Raw genomic sequence first — 15,469 nt, 5'->3', positions numbered from 1 at the left:
TTCGCCCCCGGCCCCCGCCGGGGCGGCGTCCCGCCCTTTCGCGCGGGTGGGGGTTTCGGCGGTCGGATCGGCCGGGGGCCGATCGCACCGCCCGATCCCCACACCGGCGCGATCTCGCGCTGTGGTTGCCTCCAGGGCCTTGGCCGTTCGATCTGTCGCGTCGGGTGCGGTCCGTCGCGTTGGGTGCGTGTCGGAGTGGCTTGCCGCTGAGGCCTTCGCTGGGTTGCGCGGGGCCCGGAGGCCCGGGCAAGTGCCAGAGGCTCGGGGAAGTGGGAGTGGTCTGGCCAGGACAGCGAGCAACCCGGGTCGGGGACCGGGGTTGCTGGAACAGACTCGCCTCGTTCGGAGGTCAGTCGCCGGTGGGTTTGCCGGCCCGGCTGGAGGTGGGCTGCGGCTGGGGCTTCGGGATGTCGCCGGTGCGGAGGCGGACCGTCTTCTCGACGTCGCCCTCGGCCGAACCCGAACCCGGACCGGCGGGAGCGGCAGCCGCGACCGGGGTCTTCGGCCCGGTGGAAGCCTTGATGTCCGCCGGCACCAGCGTGTCCGTCTCGCCGAGCACGTGGTGGGCCTCGGCCAGCACCGTGCGCGCCTGGCGCACCTGCTCGGCCAAGCTGGTCCGGACGTTGCGCAGCGCCTCGACGCGCTCGTTGGCCTGCGTGATGCGGCGGTTCGACTCGTCGGTGGCCGTGCGGACGCGGCGGCGGGCCTCGTCGGCGGCTTCGGCGAGGCGGGCGTTGGCCTCGGTGATCGAGTCCTGCTTGCGCTTGTTCGCGTCGGCGACGGACTCGCGCTGGCGGCGCTCGATGTCGCCGCGGGCCGCTGTTTCTTCTTCCAGCACCTTGGCGCGGATGGCGGCGGCGTCCTCGGCGGCTTCGCGCACGCGGCGCTCGGCTTCGGCCTTCGACGCGGCCTCTTGCTCGGCCAGCACGCGCATCGCCTCGGTGCGGCGGGCGGCCATGGCGATCTCGAAGTCCTCTTCGACCTGCGTGCGGCGGGCCTCGGACTCCGCGTCGAGCTTGTTGCGCTCGGCCTCGGCCTTGTCGGTGATCGACTTCGCCTCGGCGCGGGCGTCCTCGAGGACCTTGCGGTGCTCGGCTTCCATCTCCTTGCGGCGCAGGTCGAGCTCGGTGAGCAGCTGCTCGTACCGCGCGCGCATGGCGCTGGCGTCGGTCTCCGCCTTGGCGCGGATGTGGCCGGCCTCGGCCTCGGCGCGCGCCCGCGTGTCGGCGGACTCGTCCTGCGCCAGGCGCAGCATTCGCTGCAGCCGCTCGGACAGGCCCTCGACGCTCGTCGGCGGCTGCGCCAGCCGGTCGACCTGCCCGCGCAGGTCGGCGATCTCACCGCGCGCGATCTCCAGCTGCCGGGCGAGATCACCCGCCTGAGCGATGGCGGCGTCGCGGTCGCCGGTGAGCATCTTCAGGTCGGAGTCCAGCCGTTCCAGGTGTTCGTCGACCTGCGCTCGGCTGTAGCCGCGCTTCGCCACGTCGAAGCCGGCTCCCAGCGGCACAAGCTCCCGTTCCTCGCCAAGGCTCATGGCCCTACCGTAGCCGCTACGGGGTCACGGACGGGTGAGCACCCACGGTGTCCGGACGACCCTGCGCCGAGCGGCGGAACACAGTAGCCCGATGGCTGAAAACCACGCCGGAACCGGTTGTGCGCAACTGTGACCCACAGATCTTGACCGGCCGGCCAATCAAGGCGCATGATCGAAGCAGGGAAACATCCTGAACAGCAGGTTCTCTGCGGAGGTGAGCACGAATGAGTGAAGTCTCGACGCGCGCCTGGACCCGGCCCCACGACTGGGCCGAGGTCGTCATCGGTGTTGTCGCCGCTCTTTCACCCCTTTGGCTGAGCACGGACACGACGACGATGTGGACGATGGTGATCCTCGGTGCGCTGATCGCCATCGACGGCCTGGTGTCGCTCGCGGCGCCCGGTGCCGTCTACGGCGAGGGCATCCAGATCGTCCTCGGGGTGTTGCTGTTCGTCGCGCCGTGGGTGATGGGGTACACCGAGTTCAACGGGGCGTCCTGGACGTCCTGGGTCGCCGGTGTGCTCACGATCATCGCCGGTGCCGCCGCGATGCCGATGGCCACCGCCGCCCACCGGACGGCGATGCCGCACTGAAGGAGCTGACATGACGGATGACTCGGCGAAGGAGCGGATCCTCTGCGCGGCTGAAGCGCTCTTCGCCGAGTCAGGCTTCGACGCCACCCCGACGTCCCGCATCGCGGAGCGCGCCGGGGTGCCGAAGGGTCTTGTCCACTACTACTTCCGCCGCAAGTCGGACCTGCTGGCGGCGCTGGTCGCGCGGCTGCCCGACGAGAACATCGAGCCCGCCGCCGTGGTGGTGCCCGGTGACCTCGCCGGGTCGCTGCGCCGCCTCGTGTCGGAGCTCGACCGCCGCTTCACCGGCTCGCTCGGCCTGTCCCACCTGCTCTGGCGCGAAGCCGACACCCACTACGTGGTGCGGGACGCGCTGGGAGAACGCTTCCAGCACCTCGTGCGCCTGGTCCGCTCGGTGATCGTGGGCGCCACGGGCGGCCGCCTCGCCGTCGCCGACCTCGACAGCGCGTCGGGCCTGCTCGCCCGCGCCGTCAGCCACCGCCACGCCACCGCCCGCCACTCCGGCGACGACCGCCCCGCCGAGTTCGACGGCGAGCTCACCTTCCTGGCCAACGCGTTGTCGGCGAAGGCGAAAGAGTCCTAGCGCGCAGCCGGCTCCACCAGCTCCACGAGCACACCGCCGGCGTCCTTGGGGTGTACGAAGTTCACGCGGCTGTTCGATGTGCCGCGCTTGGCGTCGTCGTACAGCAGCCGCAGGCCCTGTTCGCGCAGGGCGGCCGCGGCGGCGTCCACATCGGACACCCGGAAGGCGAGCTGCTGGAGGCCGGGCCCGTTGCGGCCGAGGAACTTCGCGATGGTCGAGTCGTCGCGCAGGGGCGCGAGGAGCTGGATCATCGTCTCGGTGCCCGCGGTGCCAGGCGCGCGCAGCATCGCTTCGCGGACGCCCTGTTCCTCGTTCACCTCCTCGTGCGCGACCTCCAGGCCGAAGTGCTCCTTGTGGAACGCGATCGCTTCGTCGAGGTCGGGTACCGCGATCCCGACGTGGTCGATCGCGGTCACGAACGGGGTGAGCACGGCTTGGATGGACTCAGTGTTCATGGGGGCAGGATAAGGGCCACCGCCCTGGTGAAGCCCCCTGAAAACCACTGAGTCCATCCAAGACGTGCGCCCCCTCACACTGGCTCCATCAAGATGTCACGCGCCCGGGTATGGTCGAGAGACTGTCGGTGTTCAGAATTCTTGGGAGGACGACGTGTCCGGTTCCGTGATCCTGGGTGCGGCCCGTACCCCCATCGGTCGGCTGCTCGGCTCGCTGAAGGACTTCACCGGTGCGCAGCTGGGCGGCATTGCGATCAAGGCCGCGCTGGAGCAGGCCGGAGTTTCGCCGTCCGAAGTCGAGTACACGATCATGGGCCAGGTCCTCACCGCGGGCGCGGGCCAGATCCCGGCGCGCCAGGCCGCTGTCGCCGCGGGCATTTCGATGGACGTCCCGGCGCTCACGATCAACAAGGTGTGCCTCTCGGGCCTCGACGCCATCGCGCTCGCCGACCAGCTGATCCGCGCCGGCGAGTTCGACCTGATCGTGGCCGGCGGCCAGGAGTCGATGACGCAGGCGCCGCACCTGCTGCCGAAGTCCCGCGGCGGGTTCAAGTACGGCGACGTGACGATGCTCGACCACATGGCCTACGACGGCCTGTTCTGCGCCTTCGACCAGGTCGCCATGGGCGCGTCCACGGAGAAGCACAACACCCGCTACGGCATCACGCGCGAGCAGCAGGACGAGTTCTCCGCGCGCTCCCACCAGCGCGCCGCCGCCGCCATCGAGGCCGGTTTCTTCCGCGAGGAGATCGCGCCCGTCACCATCCCGCAGCGCAAGGGCGACCCGATCGTCTTCTCCACCGACGAGGGCGTCCGAGCCGACACCACGGTCGACGGCCTGGGCAAGCTCCGCCCCGCCTTCGCCTCCGACGGCACCATCACCGCCGGCTCGTCGTCGCAGATCTCCGATGGCGCCGCGGCCGTGATCGTCGCCAGCCCCGAGAAGGCCGCCCAGCTGGGCCTCACGCCGCTGGCCGAGATCGGCGCCCACGGCGTCGTCGCGGGCCCGGACGCGTCGCTGCACGAGCAGCCGTCCAACGCCATCCGCAAGGCCCTGGCGAAGGCCAAGCTCGACGTGAGCGACCTCGACCTGGTGGAGATCAACGAAGCCTTCGCAGCGGTCGGTGTGGTCGCCAGCGAGAAGCTCGGCCTGGACCCGACGAAGGTCAACGTCAACGGCGGCGCCATCGCCCTGGGCCACCCGATCGGCGCCTCGGGCGCCCGGCTGGCAGTGCACCTGATCCACGAGCTGCGCCGCCGCGGCGGCGGTCTGGGTGCCGCGGCCCTGTGCGGTGGTGGCGGCCAGGGTGACGCGCTGCTGCTGCGGGTTCCGGCGGCGAAGTAGCGTTTTCTCGACGAAAGGCCGGGCAAGCTGCCCGGCCTTTCGTCGTTCACTGAGTCAGGCGTGCTGAGCTGCTTCGAACAGCGGCTTCGTCACCGCCGTGCTGAACTGCGGACCCACCAGATACCGCGTGCACCCCGCGTCGCGCTCGCACGGCTTGCCCGCGGCGTCGAAGAAGCCCGCCTGCGTGTTGTCGCCGACGACCGTGCCGAGGCCGGTCTTCGCGTCGAAGTCGCGCAGGCGCGGGCCGCCGCTGGAGCCGCCGCCCATCACGCACGCCGTGCCCCACTGGTTCGGCGAGTCGGGGAAGTCCGGGGTGCCCGGCCACTCGCGCGCCGGGCCCGTGCAGAACGCCAGGCGCGCGCCCGTGTACTCCGGCAGGCCTTCGCGCGCGGGGTCGGCCGAGGCTCGCGGGTAGCCGAACTGGTAGACGTCGGCGCCGCCGGGACGGTCGAAGCCGATCTTCTGCGCCGCCCCCACCTTGTCCTGCACGGAAACGCCGTACTCGCCGCGGTTGAGGACCACGAAGGCCTGGTCGTGGATGTCGAACTTGGCGCTGTTCATCTGGTCGTTCGCGAGCCACGTGCTGTCCGCGACGCCGAAGCGGCCGACGAACTTCCCGTACGGCGCCAGCCCGTCGTGGTAGCCCGGGACGAACATCGAATGGGCGTTCCACTGGTTGTTCTCGCCGAGGAGGTCGGTGTTGTTCACGCAGTGCCCGGCCGTGACGACGGTGCTGCGGTTCGTGCTGCCGACCACGGTGGCCGTGCAACTGGAATCTTCGCCGTGGTCGGTGAAGAAGAGCCGGCCGACCGTCTTGGACACGGCGTTGCCGGTGGTCCAGGGCGCGCCGTCGGGGCCGCCCGTCGGCGGATTGTCCGACGACGGCTGCGTGAGTGCGATCATCCGTTCGGGGGTCCAGTAGTCGAGCACGGCCTGCAGTTCGGCCGCGGAGACGGCCAGGGGCTGCACAACCGGTCCGGTCGCGGCGGACGCGACCGCGGGAAGCGCGAACGCCACCGCGCCGGCCGCCACCACGCTGAGGAAGAGGCGAGTGATCATGACCAGGGACGCTAGGGAACAGTTGTCAGGAGCCCGTGAGCGTTTCGTGAGCGCCCGACTTCCGCGGGAAGCCGAATGGCCCGGACCGTTCGTATACTGCCGTTCTCACTGGGAGGGATACCGCATGAAGAGGCTCCTCGTCACCACACTGGCCATCGGTGCGCTGTGCGCCGCGTTCACCCCCGGCCGCGCAGGCCACCGAATCGCCGACCACCACCCACGGCGCCTGCCAGTACGCGGAAACGCCGGACGAGCCGGCCGCCCGTCCCGTGCCCCTGCCGCCCGACCCGCAGCACACCCCCGACCGCGGCAAGGTCGCCGTCCCCGTGATCACCAACCAGGGCCTGCTGCCGCTGACCCTCGACCGCGCTGAAGCCCCGTGCACGGTGCAGAGCTTCCTGCACCTGGCCCGCCACGGCTTCTTCAACCAGACCACCTGCCACCGCCTCACCGACTACTCGACGCTGAAGGTCCTGCAGTGCGGCGACCCCACGGCCACCGGCGAAGGCGGCCCGGGCTACAGCTTCCGCGACGAACTGCCCACCGACCTGCCGCCGTCCACCACCAACCCGGCCGCCCGCATCTACTCGCGCGGCCTCCTCGCCATGGCCAACGCCGGCCCGGACACCAACGGCAGCCAGTTCTTCCTCGTCTACGGCGATTCCACCCTGCGGCCCGACTACACGGTGTTCGGCACCGTCGGCCCGCTCGGCCTGCACACCCTCGACCGCGTCGCCGCCGGCGGCATCAAGCCCGACCCCGACGGCAGCCCGACCGACGGCGCCCCGGCCCGCAAGACCGACCTGGAGCTCGTGCTGCCGCTCGGCTTGTAGGAACGCCAGGACAAACGAAGCGGGCCGGGACACCTGAGTCCCGGCCCGCTCGCGTTGCACGAAACTCAGTGCTGCACAGCCTTCTCCGCATGCGCCCCCGTCAAGGACCGCACCTCCATCTCCGCGTACTTCTTCGCGTTGCGCTCCTTCGACAGCATCGTGCCGAGCCAGCCGAGGAAGAACGCGACCGGGATGGACACCAGGCCCGGGTTGTCGAGCGGGAACCAGTGGAAGTCGACGCCCTGCAGCATCGACGCGCTCTTGCCCGTCTTCGCGTCGATCGGCTTGCCCGACACCGCCGGCGAGAAGATGATCAGCACCAGCGAAACGATGAGCCCGCCGTAGATGCTGAACAGCGCGCCCTGGGTGTTGAACCGCTTCCAGAACAGCGAGTACAGGATCGTCGGCAGGTTGGCCGACGCCGCCACCGCGAAGGCGAGCGCCACGAGGAACGCGACGTTCTGGCCGTTGGCCAGGATGCCGCCGACGATCGCGACCGCGCCGATGACCACGGCGGTGATCCGTGCGACGCGCACCTCCGAACCCGGCGCCGGCTTGCCGCGCTTCACCACGTTCGCGTACACGTCGTGGGCGAAGGAGGCCGACGCGGTGATCGTCAGGCCCGCCACCACGGCGAGGATCGTGGCGAACGCGATCGCCGAGATCAGGCCCAGCAGCACCGGCCCGCCGAGGTTCAACGCCAGCAGCGGCGCCGCCGAGTTCACGCCGCCGGGGGCGGCCTTGATGTCGTCCGGGCCGACGAGCGCGCCGGCGCCGTAGCCGAGCACCAGCGTGAACAGGTAGAACACGCCGATCAGCACGATCGCCCAGACCACCGAGCGGCGAGCCTCGCGGGCGGTCGGCACGGTGTAGAAGCGCATCAGCACGTGGGGCAGGCCCGCCGTGCCGAGGACCAGCGCGATGCCGAGCGAGAAGAAGTCCAGTTTGGACGTTCCCGTCGCGCCGTACTGCTTGCCCGGCCCGAGCAGCGTCTCACCGGCCTTGCCCGCCTTGTCGACGGCGCCCTGCAGCAGCGCGGAGAAGTTGAAGCCGTACTTGCCGAGCACCCACAGCGTCATCGCGAGCGCGCCGACGATGAGCAGCACGGCCTTGATGATCTGCACCCACGTGGTGCCCTTCATGCCGCCGATGAGCACGTAGGCGATCATGATCACGCCGACCACGGCGATGACCACCGACTGCGCGGTCTTGCCCTCGATGCCCAACAGCAGCGCCACGAGGCCGCCGGCGCCGGTCATCTGGGCCAGCAGGTAGAAGAACGACACGATCAGCGTCGAGATCGCCGCCGCGGCCCGCACCGGACGCTGCCGCATGCGGAACGCCAGCACGTCGCCCATCGTGAACTTGCCCGTGTTGCGCAGCAGCTCGGCCACGAGCAGCAGCGCGACCAGCCAGGCCACGAGGAAGCCGATCGAGTACAGGAAGCCGTCGTAGCCGTACACCGCGATGGCGCCCGCGATACCGAGGAACGACGCGGCCGACAGGTAGTCACCGCTGATCGCGATGCCGTTCTGCGGGCCGGTGAACGCGCGCCCGGCGGCGTAGTAGTCGGAGGCCGTCTTCGTGTTGCGGCTCGCGCGGAACACGATCACGAGCGTGATCAGCACGAACACACCGAAGATGATGATGTTCAGCGTCGGGTTGCTGCCCTCGACGCCTGCCGCGAGGGTGTTCATTCGGACTCCTTCGCGGCAGGGTTCTCGATGTCTTCACGGATCCGCCCCGACAGCGGGTCGAGCTTCCGGTTGGCGTAGCGCACGTAGAGCCACGTGATGAGGAACGTCGACACGAACTGCAGCAGGCCGAACAGCAGGCCCACGGTGAAGTTGCCGGCGATCTTCGTGCTCATGAAGCCGTGGGCGTAGTCCGCCAGCAGCACGTACAGCAGGTACCAAGCCAGGAACAGCGCAGTCATCGGGAAGACGAAGCGGCGCAACCGGCCGCGCAGCTGCCTGAACTCGGCGCTCTCCTGTACGTGTTCCCAGTCCAAGTCCGGCGGGTCACCGGGCAGATCGGTGTCGGTGGGACTCATCGTCACTCCCTCGCGACGCTGCGAATTGTGGTCCGCGCCACAGTAGGGAGGCGAGCGCCCGCGAGGAAGCGTCAGCGGTTCAAACGCCGGGCGACACGACGAACGGTCGACGAGCGGTACGCGGGTGCGGACGAATGGGGCGGCTGCGGGCCGGGCGCTCGCTCGTCGAGGTGCAGGCGGAGCATCGCCGCACCGGCCCAGGACGGCGGGCGGCCGCGCAGGGAGACGGCCACCATCACGCCGAACGCGAGTGGTACCGACCAGGGTGCCGGTTGTGACACCAAGATCGCCACCCAGCCGTCGAGCCGCGGCCCGGCCAGCGCGAACAGGATCGAACCGGACGACGCGACCAGCCCCGTCACCACGCCGCTGATCGCGCCCGCGGCCGTGAGGCGCGGCCACCAGATGCCGAGCACGAGCAGCGGGCAGAACGTCGACGCGGCCACCGTGAAGCCCCACGTCACGAGCACCCCGGCGTCGAGCTGCGCGGACGGCAGCGCCAGCACCACCATCACGGCGGCGGCGAACACCACGGTCACGCGCAGGCGGCGCAGGCCCCCGGGCATGAGGTCGTAGGCGATGGCGCCGGACATCACCAGCAGCAGCCCCAGCGACGTCGCCAGGAACGCCGCGAACGCGCCCGCGGTGAGCAGCGCCGTGAACAGCTCGCCGGCCCAGCCGGTGTCCACTTGCGCCGGCAGCGCGACGACGACCGTGTCCGTGTCGCCGGAGAGGTAGATCTCGGGCACCAGCACGCGCCCGAGCACGCCGTAGACGCCGGGGAACAGGTAGAACACGCCCAGCAGTGCCACGGTGATCGCGGCGGTCCGGCGCGCGGCGCGGCCGTCCGGGCTGGTGTGGAAGCGCATCAGGACGTGGGGCAGGCCCATGGTGCCGAGCATCGTCGCGATGAGCACGGCCCACGTGCCCAGCAGCGGATAGCCCTTGTCGAGGTCGAGCAGTGGCCGCTGCCAGTCGGGGCCGCCGAGCGCGGCGCCGTCGCTGACGTCGGGCACCGGCGCGTTGGTGGCGAAGACCAACCGCTCTCCACTGTGGACGGTCAGCTCGCCCGGCGGGAGCGTGCGCGGCCCGGCCGCGGTGACGATGGTGGTGGGCTCGCGCAGGACCACGGTCACGTCGTGCTCGAAGTCCACCGGCGTCTCGTGCGTGAAGCGGGTGAACTCCACGGGCGTGAGCGCGGCGTCGCGGTCGGCGTCGCTCACGTGCAGCACGAGCCACAGCGCGGGCACGAGGAACAGCAGCAGCTTCAGAAAGAACTGGAACGCCTGCACGTACGTCGCCGCGCGCATGCCGCCGAGCGCGAGCGTGACGCTCACGGCCGTGCCCGCGATGACCACCCCGACCCAGTACGGCGTGCCGCCCACGGCCGTGAGCACTAGCCCGGCCGTGCGGAACTGCGGGACGACGTAGATCGTGCCGATCACCAGGATCACGACAGCCGCGATCCGGCGCAGCGCCGGGGAGGCCAGGCGCGCTTCGGCGAAGTCCGGCACCGTCAGCGCCCCGGACCGCCGCATGGGCGCCGCGACGAGCACGAGCATCGCGATGTACCCCGCCGTGAACCCGACCGGGTACCACAGCGCGCCGACGCCGTCCTTCACCACGAGCCCCGCCACCCCGAGGAACGACGCGGCCGACAGGTACTCCCCGGACACCGCAGCGGAGTTCACGAACGGCGAGATCCGCCGCGAGGCCACCAGGAAGTCCGACGTCGTGCGCATCGCCGCCACCCCGCGCACGCCGATGAGCAGCGTGATGAGCACGACGGGCGTCACGGCCAGCGCGAGGTCCATCTACCGCTCCTCGGCCTTCTCCGCGCGCCGCAGCTGCCAGCGCGCGAGCCCGGCCATCACGGGGTAGGGGAGCAGCGCGATCATCAACCAGGACAACGGAATGCCCCACACCCGCACCCCGTCCAGCCCCGGCGCCACGGCGAACACCACGGGCAGCCCGAGCACGAGCACGAACATGGCCACCAGCGCGGGGATGCCGCGTTTGCGCTGCGTCCGGTAGAGCACGGCGGCGCGTTCGGCGTCCGAGGCCCTCAGCCGCGGCATCCGCCAGCGCCCGCGCGCCTGCCTGCGGGAGCGGGCGAGACGCGTCTGCGGGCTCATCACGACGACCCGCCGGACCCGGCTCACGGGACCCTCACCAAGACGGCCCTCACCGAGCCGGCCCTCACCAAGACGACCCCAGCTGCCCCTGCTGCGCCGCCTCCAGCAACCGGTCTCGCAGCTCCCGCGCGTGCCGCCGGCTCACCGGAACGTCGCCGACGGGGGTGTGCGCCAGCAGCCCACCCGTGGTGTCGCTGCGCAGCTCCAGCACGGCGGACACCGACAGCAGATAACCGCGGTGCACCCGCGTGAATCCGGTGCCCTCCCAGTACTCCTCGAGCCGCGAGATCGGCATGCGCACCAGGTGCACCCCGGCGCGGGTGTGGAGACGGACGTAGTCCCCGTGGGCCTCGACGAACAACACGTCGTCGCGGCGGACGTAGCGCGTGCGCCCGCCCGCGTCGACCGGCAGGGCGGCCATCGCGTCGGGCACGGCGCGCTGGGCCTCCGAAGGCGCCATGCGCACGACCTTCGCCAGCGCCGCCGAAAGCCGTTCCGTCCGCACCGGCTTGAGCAGGTAGTCCACGGCACCGATGCCATACGCCGCCACGGCGTGACCGTCGTGCGCGGTCACGAACACGATCACCGGCGGCTCCGACAGGCGAGCCAGCAGCGTCGCCAGCTCCAGCCCGTCCAGACCCGGCATGGAGATGTCGAGGAACACCGCGTCGAAGTGGTCCGCTTGCAACAGCTTCAGCGCGCGCAGCGCATCGCCCGCGCCCACGACCTCGCCGACTTCCGGGGCCTCGCGCAGCATCCGGCACAGCTCGTCCAGCGCCGGCGCCAGGTCGTCGACGGCCAGCACCCGCAGCCCGCTCACGGCAGCACCCCCGGCTGGAACCGCGGCACTCGCACGACCACGCGCGTGCCGGCACCCACTTCCGTCTCCACAGTCAGGCCGTACCAGGCGCCGTAGACGTTGCGCAGTCGTCTGTCCACATTGGCCAAACCGAGGCCGCTGCCCTCGGCGACCCGGCCGGCGAGGATGTCGGCGGCCAGCTTCGGGTCCATGCCGACCCCGTCGTCCTCCACACTGATCACGCAGTCGTTCCCTTCCGCCTGCCCGTGGACCTGCACGAGCCCGGTGGTCGCGCGCGGCTCGATGCCGTGGCGGATGGCGTTCTCCACCAGCGGCTCCAGCACCAGGTACGGCACGGCCACCGCCAGCACCTCCGGCGCCACGCGCACCTGTACCTTCAGCCGCTCGCCCAGCACCGCGCGCTGCAGCGCCAGGTAGGTCTCCACCGCGCGGAACTCCTCGGCCACCACGGTGTACTCGCCGTGGCGCGCGAGGCTGTAGCGCGTGTAGTCGGCGAAGTCGAGCATCAGGTCCCGCGCCCGGTCCGGCTCCGAGCGCACCAGCGAAGCGATCACCGTCAGCGCGTTGTACACGAAGTGCGGTGACATCTCCGCCCGCAACGCCCGCAGCTCGGCCTGCGCCGCCTGGTCCGCCGACGCCTCGAGCCGGCCCCGTTCCAGTGCCTGCACCACGACGTCGGCCGCCTGCCGCACCACCTCCGAACCCCGCGCGCCCACCACGAGCAACGCGCCGGCCAGCTCGTCGTGGACGTGCAGTGGCACCGCTTCCACCACGTCGACGGAAGCGGGCTCCTCGCTGTGCAGCACCTCGTCGAGCACGTGCGCCACGATGGCGTCGGGTCCCGGCCGGCCCGACCACAGCAGCGAGCCCGACAGGTCCGTGAGCCCCAGCCCGGCCACGCCGAACAGCCGCCGCAGGCCGTGGGCCGCGCGCCGCGCGTGGGCGCCGGCCAGGCCGTCGATGAGGTCCTCGGTGATCTTGCGCGCCGCGGCCAGCACCGGCACCGGGTCGGCGCGCGCGGCGGCGCGCCACGGCAGCCGGACACCCTCGGTCATCGGCGGGCCTCCCCTCGGCGACGGAGTCTGGGGGAGTAGATCCTAGCCCCGAACGCGGCGAAGGGGACTTTCCGCGCGCGAAAGTCCCCTTCGAAAACCCGGGAAGGTCAGCAGCTCTGCTTGTAGAAGTACTGCGAGTTCGCGTCCATGTCGTCCTTGGTGATGGAGTGCAGCTGCGCGGTGAGCGTCCGCGTCACGGGCTTGCCTTCCAGCGCCGCCACTGCCTGCTGCACGCCCTGGGTGCCGATCGCGGCCGGGTCCTGGGCGATGAGGCCCTGGTACTCGCCCTTGCGACCGTCCACTTCGGACGGGATTCGTGTCGAAGCCGATGCCCGAGCGCCGCGCCGCCGCAGCGTCGGAGCCGTTGTTGAGAAGTAGGGCCGCGCCCAGTATGCCGAGGGTGACGATCAGCACGGACCCCGACCGACAGGTCGATGCCGGAGCTGATGATCACGAAGGCCATCCCCGCGGAGAGCACGAGCAGCACCGACGTCTCGATCAGCATCGTCCGCAGCGTGAACAGCGTCGCGAACTCGGCGGGCGTGAGCACCGTGAACACGATGTGAGCGCCACGAGCACCAGCGCGATCCAGAACGTGCTAGTGCCGATGAGCCACTTGCCGAGCGGCAACCCTCGCGGTGGATCTACCGGCCCAGGAACAGGTTCGCCGCCAAAGTTCAGCACGGGCGTGACGGCCAGGTCCTGCTGTACCGTCTCGATCCCGAGCCGCACAGTCACGGGGAGTCGGGTGCACCGCGGAGCTGTCGAGCGGGATCCTGCCGGACGTCGGCTGCCCGGCGCCGGAAAGGCACTTCCTGAGCGCGCCGGCACCGTTGTCGCCGATCAAAGCGGTGACCTCACCCACGCGGGCCTGGAAGGAAGCGCCGCGTAGCGCTTCCACCGAGCCGTAGTGCTTCGTGAGGTCCACCGCGTCCAGCAGGATCTCGCTCATCGGGCCTACCTCTTCTCGAGTGCGGGCGGGCGGCAGCGGATCGCGGTGAGCGAGCCCGCCGCCTCGACCTGCCCGGCGTCGAACGGCACCACGTAGGTCTCGCCCTTGGCCAGGGCGAACTCGCCGCCGTGTTCGGTGCGCAGGGTGCCCGAACCGTCGAGCACCACGAGCACCGAGAACGACGGGTCGAACGCCAGCGAGCCACCGGTCAGCTGCACTCGGTCGGCGCGGAAGAACTCGTCGGAACCCGCGGCCAGCAGGTCGACCGAGGCGCTCTTGTCCTCGGCCGTGTGCTTCACGATCGAGGTGAGCCGCTCGGCGTCCCAGCCCGAGGTGTCGAGCGTTTCGATCGCGGTGTCGAAGCCGATGCCGAGGTGGCCCTTCTCCGGCGAGGCCAGGAAGTCACGCCACTCCAGCGTCAGCGAGAAGTCGGTGGGCTGCTGCAGTTCCACCACGAACACGCCCTCGCCGATCGCGTGCGGCAGCCCGGCCGGGATGTACACGGTGTCGCCGGCCTGCACCGGCACGCTGTTGAGCGCGTCCAGCATGGTCGGCGCGTCCTGCTCGCGCGTCCACTCGGCGACGGTCGCCTTGCTCACCGTCTCCTTGAACCCCGGGTACACGCGCGGGTCGTCGCCGTAGGTGCCCACCACGATCCACGCTTCGGTCTTGCCGAAGTGCGAGTCGAAGTGCTGCTTGGCGAACTCGTCGGACGGGTGGAAGTGCACGGGCAGCCGCTGGCCCGCGTCGAGGAGCTTCACCAGCAGGCCGGTGGAGTCGCCGAGCTTGGCGACGTGCGCGGCACCCAGCCACGCCTCGGCGTTCTCACGCACGGCGTCGCGCAGCCAAACACCGCTGGGGAGCTTCGTGAGGCCGTTGGTGTCCTGGCCGAACATCGTGGTGACGGAGCCGACCCAGTCCTCCGGGCCGAACTTCGAGTCCGTACCGGTGGCACCGCGCAGCGCGGCGATCGCGTCGCCACCGCGGTAGAACTGCGGCGGCTGGTTGGCCGGGAGCCGGATCGGTTCGAGGTGCGTGCTCACGGGGCGACCTCACCGGAACCACGGGCTACGAGATGCACGGGCAGGACTACCTTTCTGGGTGCGGACTGATCCCCCTGGATCCGCGCGAACAGCAGCTCTGCCGCCGCGTGCCCCAGGGCGCTGACGTCGTGCGCGACGACCGTCACCGGCGGGTCCAGCAGGTCCGCCAGCTCGAAGTCGTCGAAGCTCACCATGGCGGGCCGGTGATCGGCGTGGGCCAGCGCGCGCAGCAGGTGCACGGCCACGCGGTTGTTGCCCGCGATCACCGCGGTCGCGGCCGACGGGCCCGTCAGCAGCGTCGCCACGGCGTGGGCGATCGTCTCCGGCGTCGGCGTGCGCATCACGACGAGGCTCTCGTCGTAGGAGACCCCGTTGCGCACGCAGCCCTCGCGGAAGCCGCGCAGACGCTCTGCCGCGGTGAAGATGTCGGGGCTGTCACCGAGGAACGCGATGCGGCGGTGGCCGTGCCGCACCAGGTGCGTGACCGCGTCGATCGTGCCGCCGAGGTTGTCCACGAGCACGGTGTCGGCCACGATGTCGCCGGCCGGGCGGTCGAGGAACACCACCGGCGTGCCCGCGCGCATTTCCGGTACGAGGTAGCCGTGCTGCATGCCGGCCGGGACCACGAGGATCCCGTCGACCCGGCGCGCGCAGAACTCCAGCGCCAGCTCGCGTTCGCGGTCGGAGTTCTCCTCCGACGAACCGGTGAGCACGTGGCGGCCGAACGACGTGGCGATGCGCTCCACCGCGCGGTTGAGCTCGGAGTAGAACGGGTTGCCGACGTCTTCGACGATGAGGCCGATCGTGCCCGTGGTGGAGCCGCGACGCAGGTTGCGGGCGCCGAGGTTGCGGCGGAACCCGAGCTGCTCGATGGCCGCCACCACGCGCTCGGCGGTGTCGGGGTGCACCGCGGGCTCGTCGTTGACCACCCGGGACACGGTCTTGATGCTGACGCCGGCGAGCCGGGCCACATCGCTCATCGTAGCCCGTCGGCTCGCCGGGCGGGGAA

14 protein-coding genes and 4 pseudogenes are annotated in these 15,469 nt (G+C 70.9%); 4 read left to right on the top strand and 14 right to left on the bottom strand.

Annotated elements, in window-relative coordinates; all coding sequences use genetic code 11:
- Nucleotides 1–349: 349 nt before the first annotated feature.
- On the bottom strand, nucleotides 350–1,534 hold the full coding sequence (locus AB0383_RS35145) for a chromosome segregation protein (RefSeq protein WP_364185323.1): 1,185 nt from the start codon (nucleotides 1,532–1,534) through the stop codon (nucleotides 350–352).
- Between the two features lie 224 nt (nucleotides 1,535–1,758).
- Between AB0383_RS35145 and AB0383_RS35140 the strand changes: the two genes are divergently transcribed.
- Complete coding sequence (locus AB0383_RS35140; protein ID WP_364185321.1) at nucleotides 1,759–2,127, top strand: SPW repeat protein; 369 nt, start codon at nucleotides 1,759–1,761, stop codon at nucleotides 2,125–2,127.
- A gap of 10 nt (nucleotides 2,128–2,137) precedes the next feature.
- Nucleotides 2,138–2,710: a TetR/AcrR family transcriptional regulator gene (locus tag AB0383_RS35135; RefSeq protein WP_364185319.1), complete on the top strand. Its 573-nt coding sequence runs from the start codon at nucleotides 2,138–2,140 to the stop codon at nucleotides 2,708–2,710.
- Here AB0383_RS35135 and mce read toward each other — a convergent pair.
- On the bottom strand, nucleotides 2,707–3,165 hold the full coding sequence (mce, locus tag AB0383_RS35130; protein WP_360591619.1) for a methylmalonyl-CoA epimerase: 459 nt from the start codon (nucleotides 3,163–3,165) through the stop codon (nucleotides 2,707–2,709). The genes AB0383_RS35135 and mce overlap by 4 nt on opposite strands.
- Nucleotides 3,166–3,319: 154 nt before the next feature.
- Here mce and AB0383_RS35125 point away from each other — a divergent pair, with 154 nt between their 5' ends.
- Nucleotides 3,320–4,510, top strand: coding sequence for an acetyl-CoA C-acetyltransferase (locus tag AB0383_RS35125; RefSeq protein WP_366189589.1), 1,191 nt, complete (start codon nucleotides 3,320–3,322; stop codon nucleotides 4,508–4,510).
- Between the two features lie 54 nt (nucleotides 4,511–4,564).
- Here AB0383_RS35125 and AB0383_RS35120 read toward each other — a convergent pair whose 3' ends face one another.
- Nucleotides 4,565–5,569 (bottom strand): hypothetical protein, encoded by a 1,005-nt coding sequence (locus AB0383_RS35120; protein ID WP_364185315.1) that lies wholly within the window; start codon nucleotides 5,567–5,569, stop codon nucleotides 4,565–4,567.
- A 124-nt stretch (nucleotides 5,570–5,693) separates the two neighbouring features.
- Between AB0383_RS35120 and AB0383_RS35115 the strand changes: the two are divergent.
- Nucleotides 5,694–6,402, top strand: a pseudogene (locus tag AB0383_RS35115) (peptidylprolyl isomerase).
- A 65-nt stretch (nucleotides 6,403–6,467) separates the two neighbouring features.
- On the opposite strand, the gene AB0383_RS35110 reads toward AB0383_RS35115, so the two are convergent.
- The 11 genes and pseudogenes from AB0383_RS35110 to AB0383_RS35060 form a co-directional block, all read right to left on the bottom strand.
- Nucleotides 6,468–8,099, bottom strand: a complete 1,632-nt coding sequence (locus AB0383_RS35110) for a cation acetate symporter (protein WP_364185314.1) — start codon at nucleotides 8,097–8,099, stop codon at nucleotides 6,468–6,470.
- Nucleotides 8,096–8,455, bottom strand: a complete 360-nt coding sequence (locus tag AB0383_RS35105; protein ID WP_364185312.1) for a DUF485 domain-containing protein — start codon at nucleotides 8,453–8,455, stop codon at nucleotides 8,096–8,098. The genes AB0383_RS35110 and AB0383_RS35105 overlap by 4 nt, the downstream gene beginning before the upstream one ends.
- A gap of 71 nt (nucleotides 8,456–8,526) precedes the next feature.
- The gene (locus tag AB0383_RS35100; protein ID WP_364185310.1) at nucleotides 8,527–10,269 is read right to left on the bottom strand and encodes a cation acetate symporter; all 1,743 of its coding nucleotides are present in this window, start codon (nucleotides 10,267–10,269) and stop codon (nucleotides 8,527–8,529) included.
- Entirely contained in the window at nucleotides 10,270–10,617 is a 348-nt protein-coding gene (locus AB0383_RS35095) for a hypothetical protein (protein ID WP_364185308.1), read from the bottom strand.
- A 37-nt stretch (nucleotides 10,618–10,654) separates the two neighbouring features.
- Nucleotides 10,655–11,410, bottom strand: a complete 756-nt coding sequence (locus AB0383_RS35090; RefSeq protein WP_366189588.1) for a LytTR family DNA-binding domain-containing protein — start codon at nucleotides 11,408–11,410, stop codon at nucleotides 10,655–10,657.
- Nucleotides 11,407–12,465: a histidine kinase gene (locus AB0383_RS35085; protein ID WP_366189587.1), complete on the bottom strand. Its 1,059-nt coding sequence runs from the start codon at nucleotides 12,463–12,465 to the stop codon at nucleotides 11,407–11,409. The genes AB0383_RS35090 and AB0383_RS35085 overlap by 4 nt, the downstream gene beginning before the upstream one ends.
- Nucleotides 12,466–12,572: 107 nt before the next feature.
- Nucleotides 12,573–12,795 (bottom strand): annotated as a pseudogene (locus AB0383_RS35080) (sugar ABC transporter substrate-binding protein); the annotation flags it as partial.
- A 75-nt stretch (nucleotides 12,796–12,870) separates the two neighbouring features.
- A pseudogene (locus AB0383_RS35075) lies at nucleotides 12,871–13,095 on the bottom strand (ABC transporter permease); the annotation flags it as partial.
- Between the two features lie 20 nt (nucleotides 13,096–13,115).
- Nucleotides 13,116–13,417, bottom strand: a pseudogene (locus AB0383_RS35070) (ATP-binding cassette domain-containing protein); the annotation flags it as partial.
- A gap of 5 nt (nucleotides 13,418–13,422) precedes the next feature.
- Nucleotides 13,423–14,460, bottom strand: a complete 1,038-nt coding sequence (locus AB0383_RS35065; protein ID WP_366189586.1) for a class I mannose-6-phosphate isomerase — start codon at nucleotides 14,458–14,460, stop codon at nucleotides 13,423–13,425.
- Complete coding sequence (locus AB0383_RS35060; RefSeq protein ID WP_220237528.1) at nucleotides 14,457–15,440, bottom strand: LacI family DNA-binding transcriptional regulator; 984 nt, start codon at nucleotides 15,438–15,440, stop codon at nucleotides 14,457–14,459. Before AB0383_RS35060 ends, AB0383_RS35065 begins: the two co-directional genes overlap by 4 nt.
- Between the last annotated feature and the right edge of the window lie 29 nt (nucleotides 15,441–15,469).

It is taken from the genome of Amycolatopsis sp. NPDC051373 (assembly GCF_040689465.1).
Taxonomy (GTDB): Bacteria; Actinomycetota; Actinomycetes; order Mycobacteriales; family Pseudonocardiaceae; genus Amycolatopsis.
This window is presented reverse-complemented; position numbering and strand designations above follow the sequence as displayed.

Bases quoted from the DNA above. Each gene is read 5' to 3' on its own strand.
- AB0383_RS35140 (WP_364185321.1), top strand. From the start codon at position 1,759: ATGAGTGAAGTCTCGACGCGCGCCTGGACCCGGCCCCACGACTGGGCC.
- AB0383_RS35105 (WP_364185312.1), bottom strand. From the start codon at position 8,455: ATGAGTCCCACCGACACCGATCTGCCCGGTGACCCGCCGGACTTGGAC.
- AB0383_RS35085 (WP_366189587.1), bottom strand. From the start codon at position 12,465: ATGACCGAGGGTGTCCGGCTGCCGTGGCGCGCCGCCGCGCGCGCCGAC.
- AB0383_RS35120 (WP_364185315.1), bottom strand. From the start codon at position 5,569: ATGATCACTCGCCTCTTCCTCAGCGTGGTGGCGGCCGGCGCGGTGGCG.
- AB0383_RS35145 (WP_364185323.1), bottom strand. From the start codon at position 1,534: ATGAGCCTTGGCGAGGAACGGGAGCTTGTGCCGCTGGGAGCCGGCTTC.
- AB0383_RS35110 (WP_364185314.1), bottom strand. From the start codon at position 8,099: ATGAACACCCTCGCGGCAGGCGTCGAGGGCAGCAACCCGACGCTGAAC.
- mce (WP_360591619.1), bottom strand. From the start codon at position 3,165: ATGAACACTGAGTCCATCCAAGCCGTGCTCACCCCGTTCGTGACCGCG.
- AB0383_RS35100 (WP_364185310.1), bottom strand. From the start codon at position 10,269: ATGGACCTCGCGCTGGCCGTGACGCCCGTCGTGCTCATCACGCTGCTC.
- AB0383_RS35060 (WP_220237528.1), bottom strand. From the start codon at position 15,440: ATGAGCGATGTGGCCCGGCTCGCCGGCGTCAGCATCAAGACCGTGTCC.
- AB0383_RS35135 (WP_364185319.1), top strand. From the start codon at position 2,138: ATGACGGATGACTCGGCGAAGGAGCGGATCCTCTGCGCGGCTGAAGCG.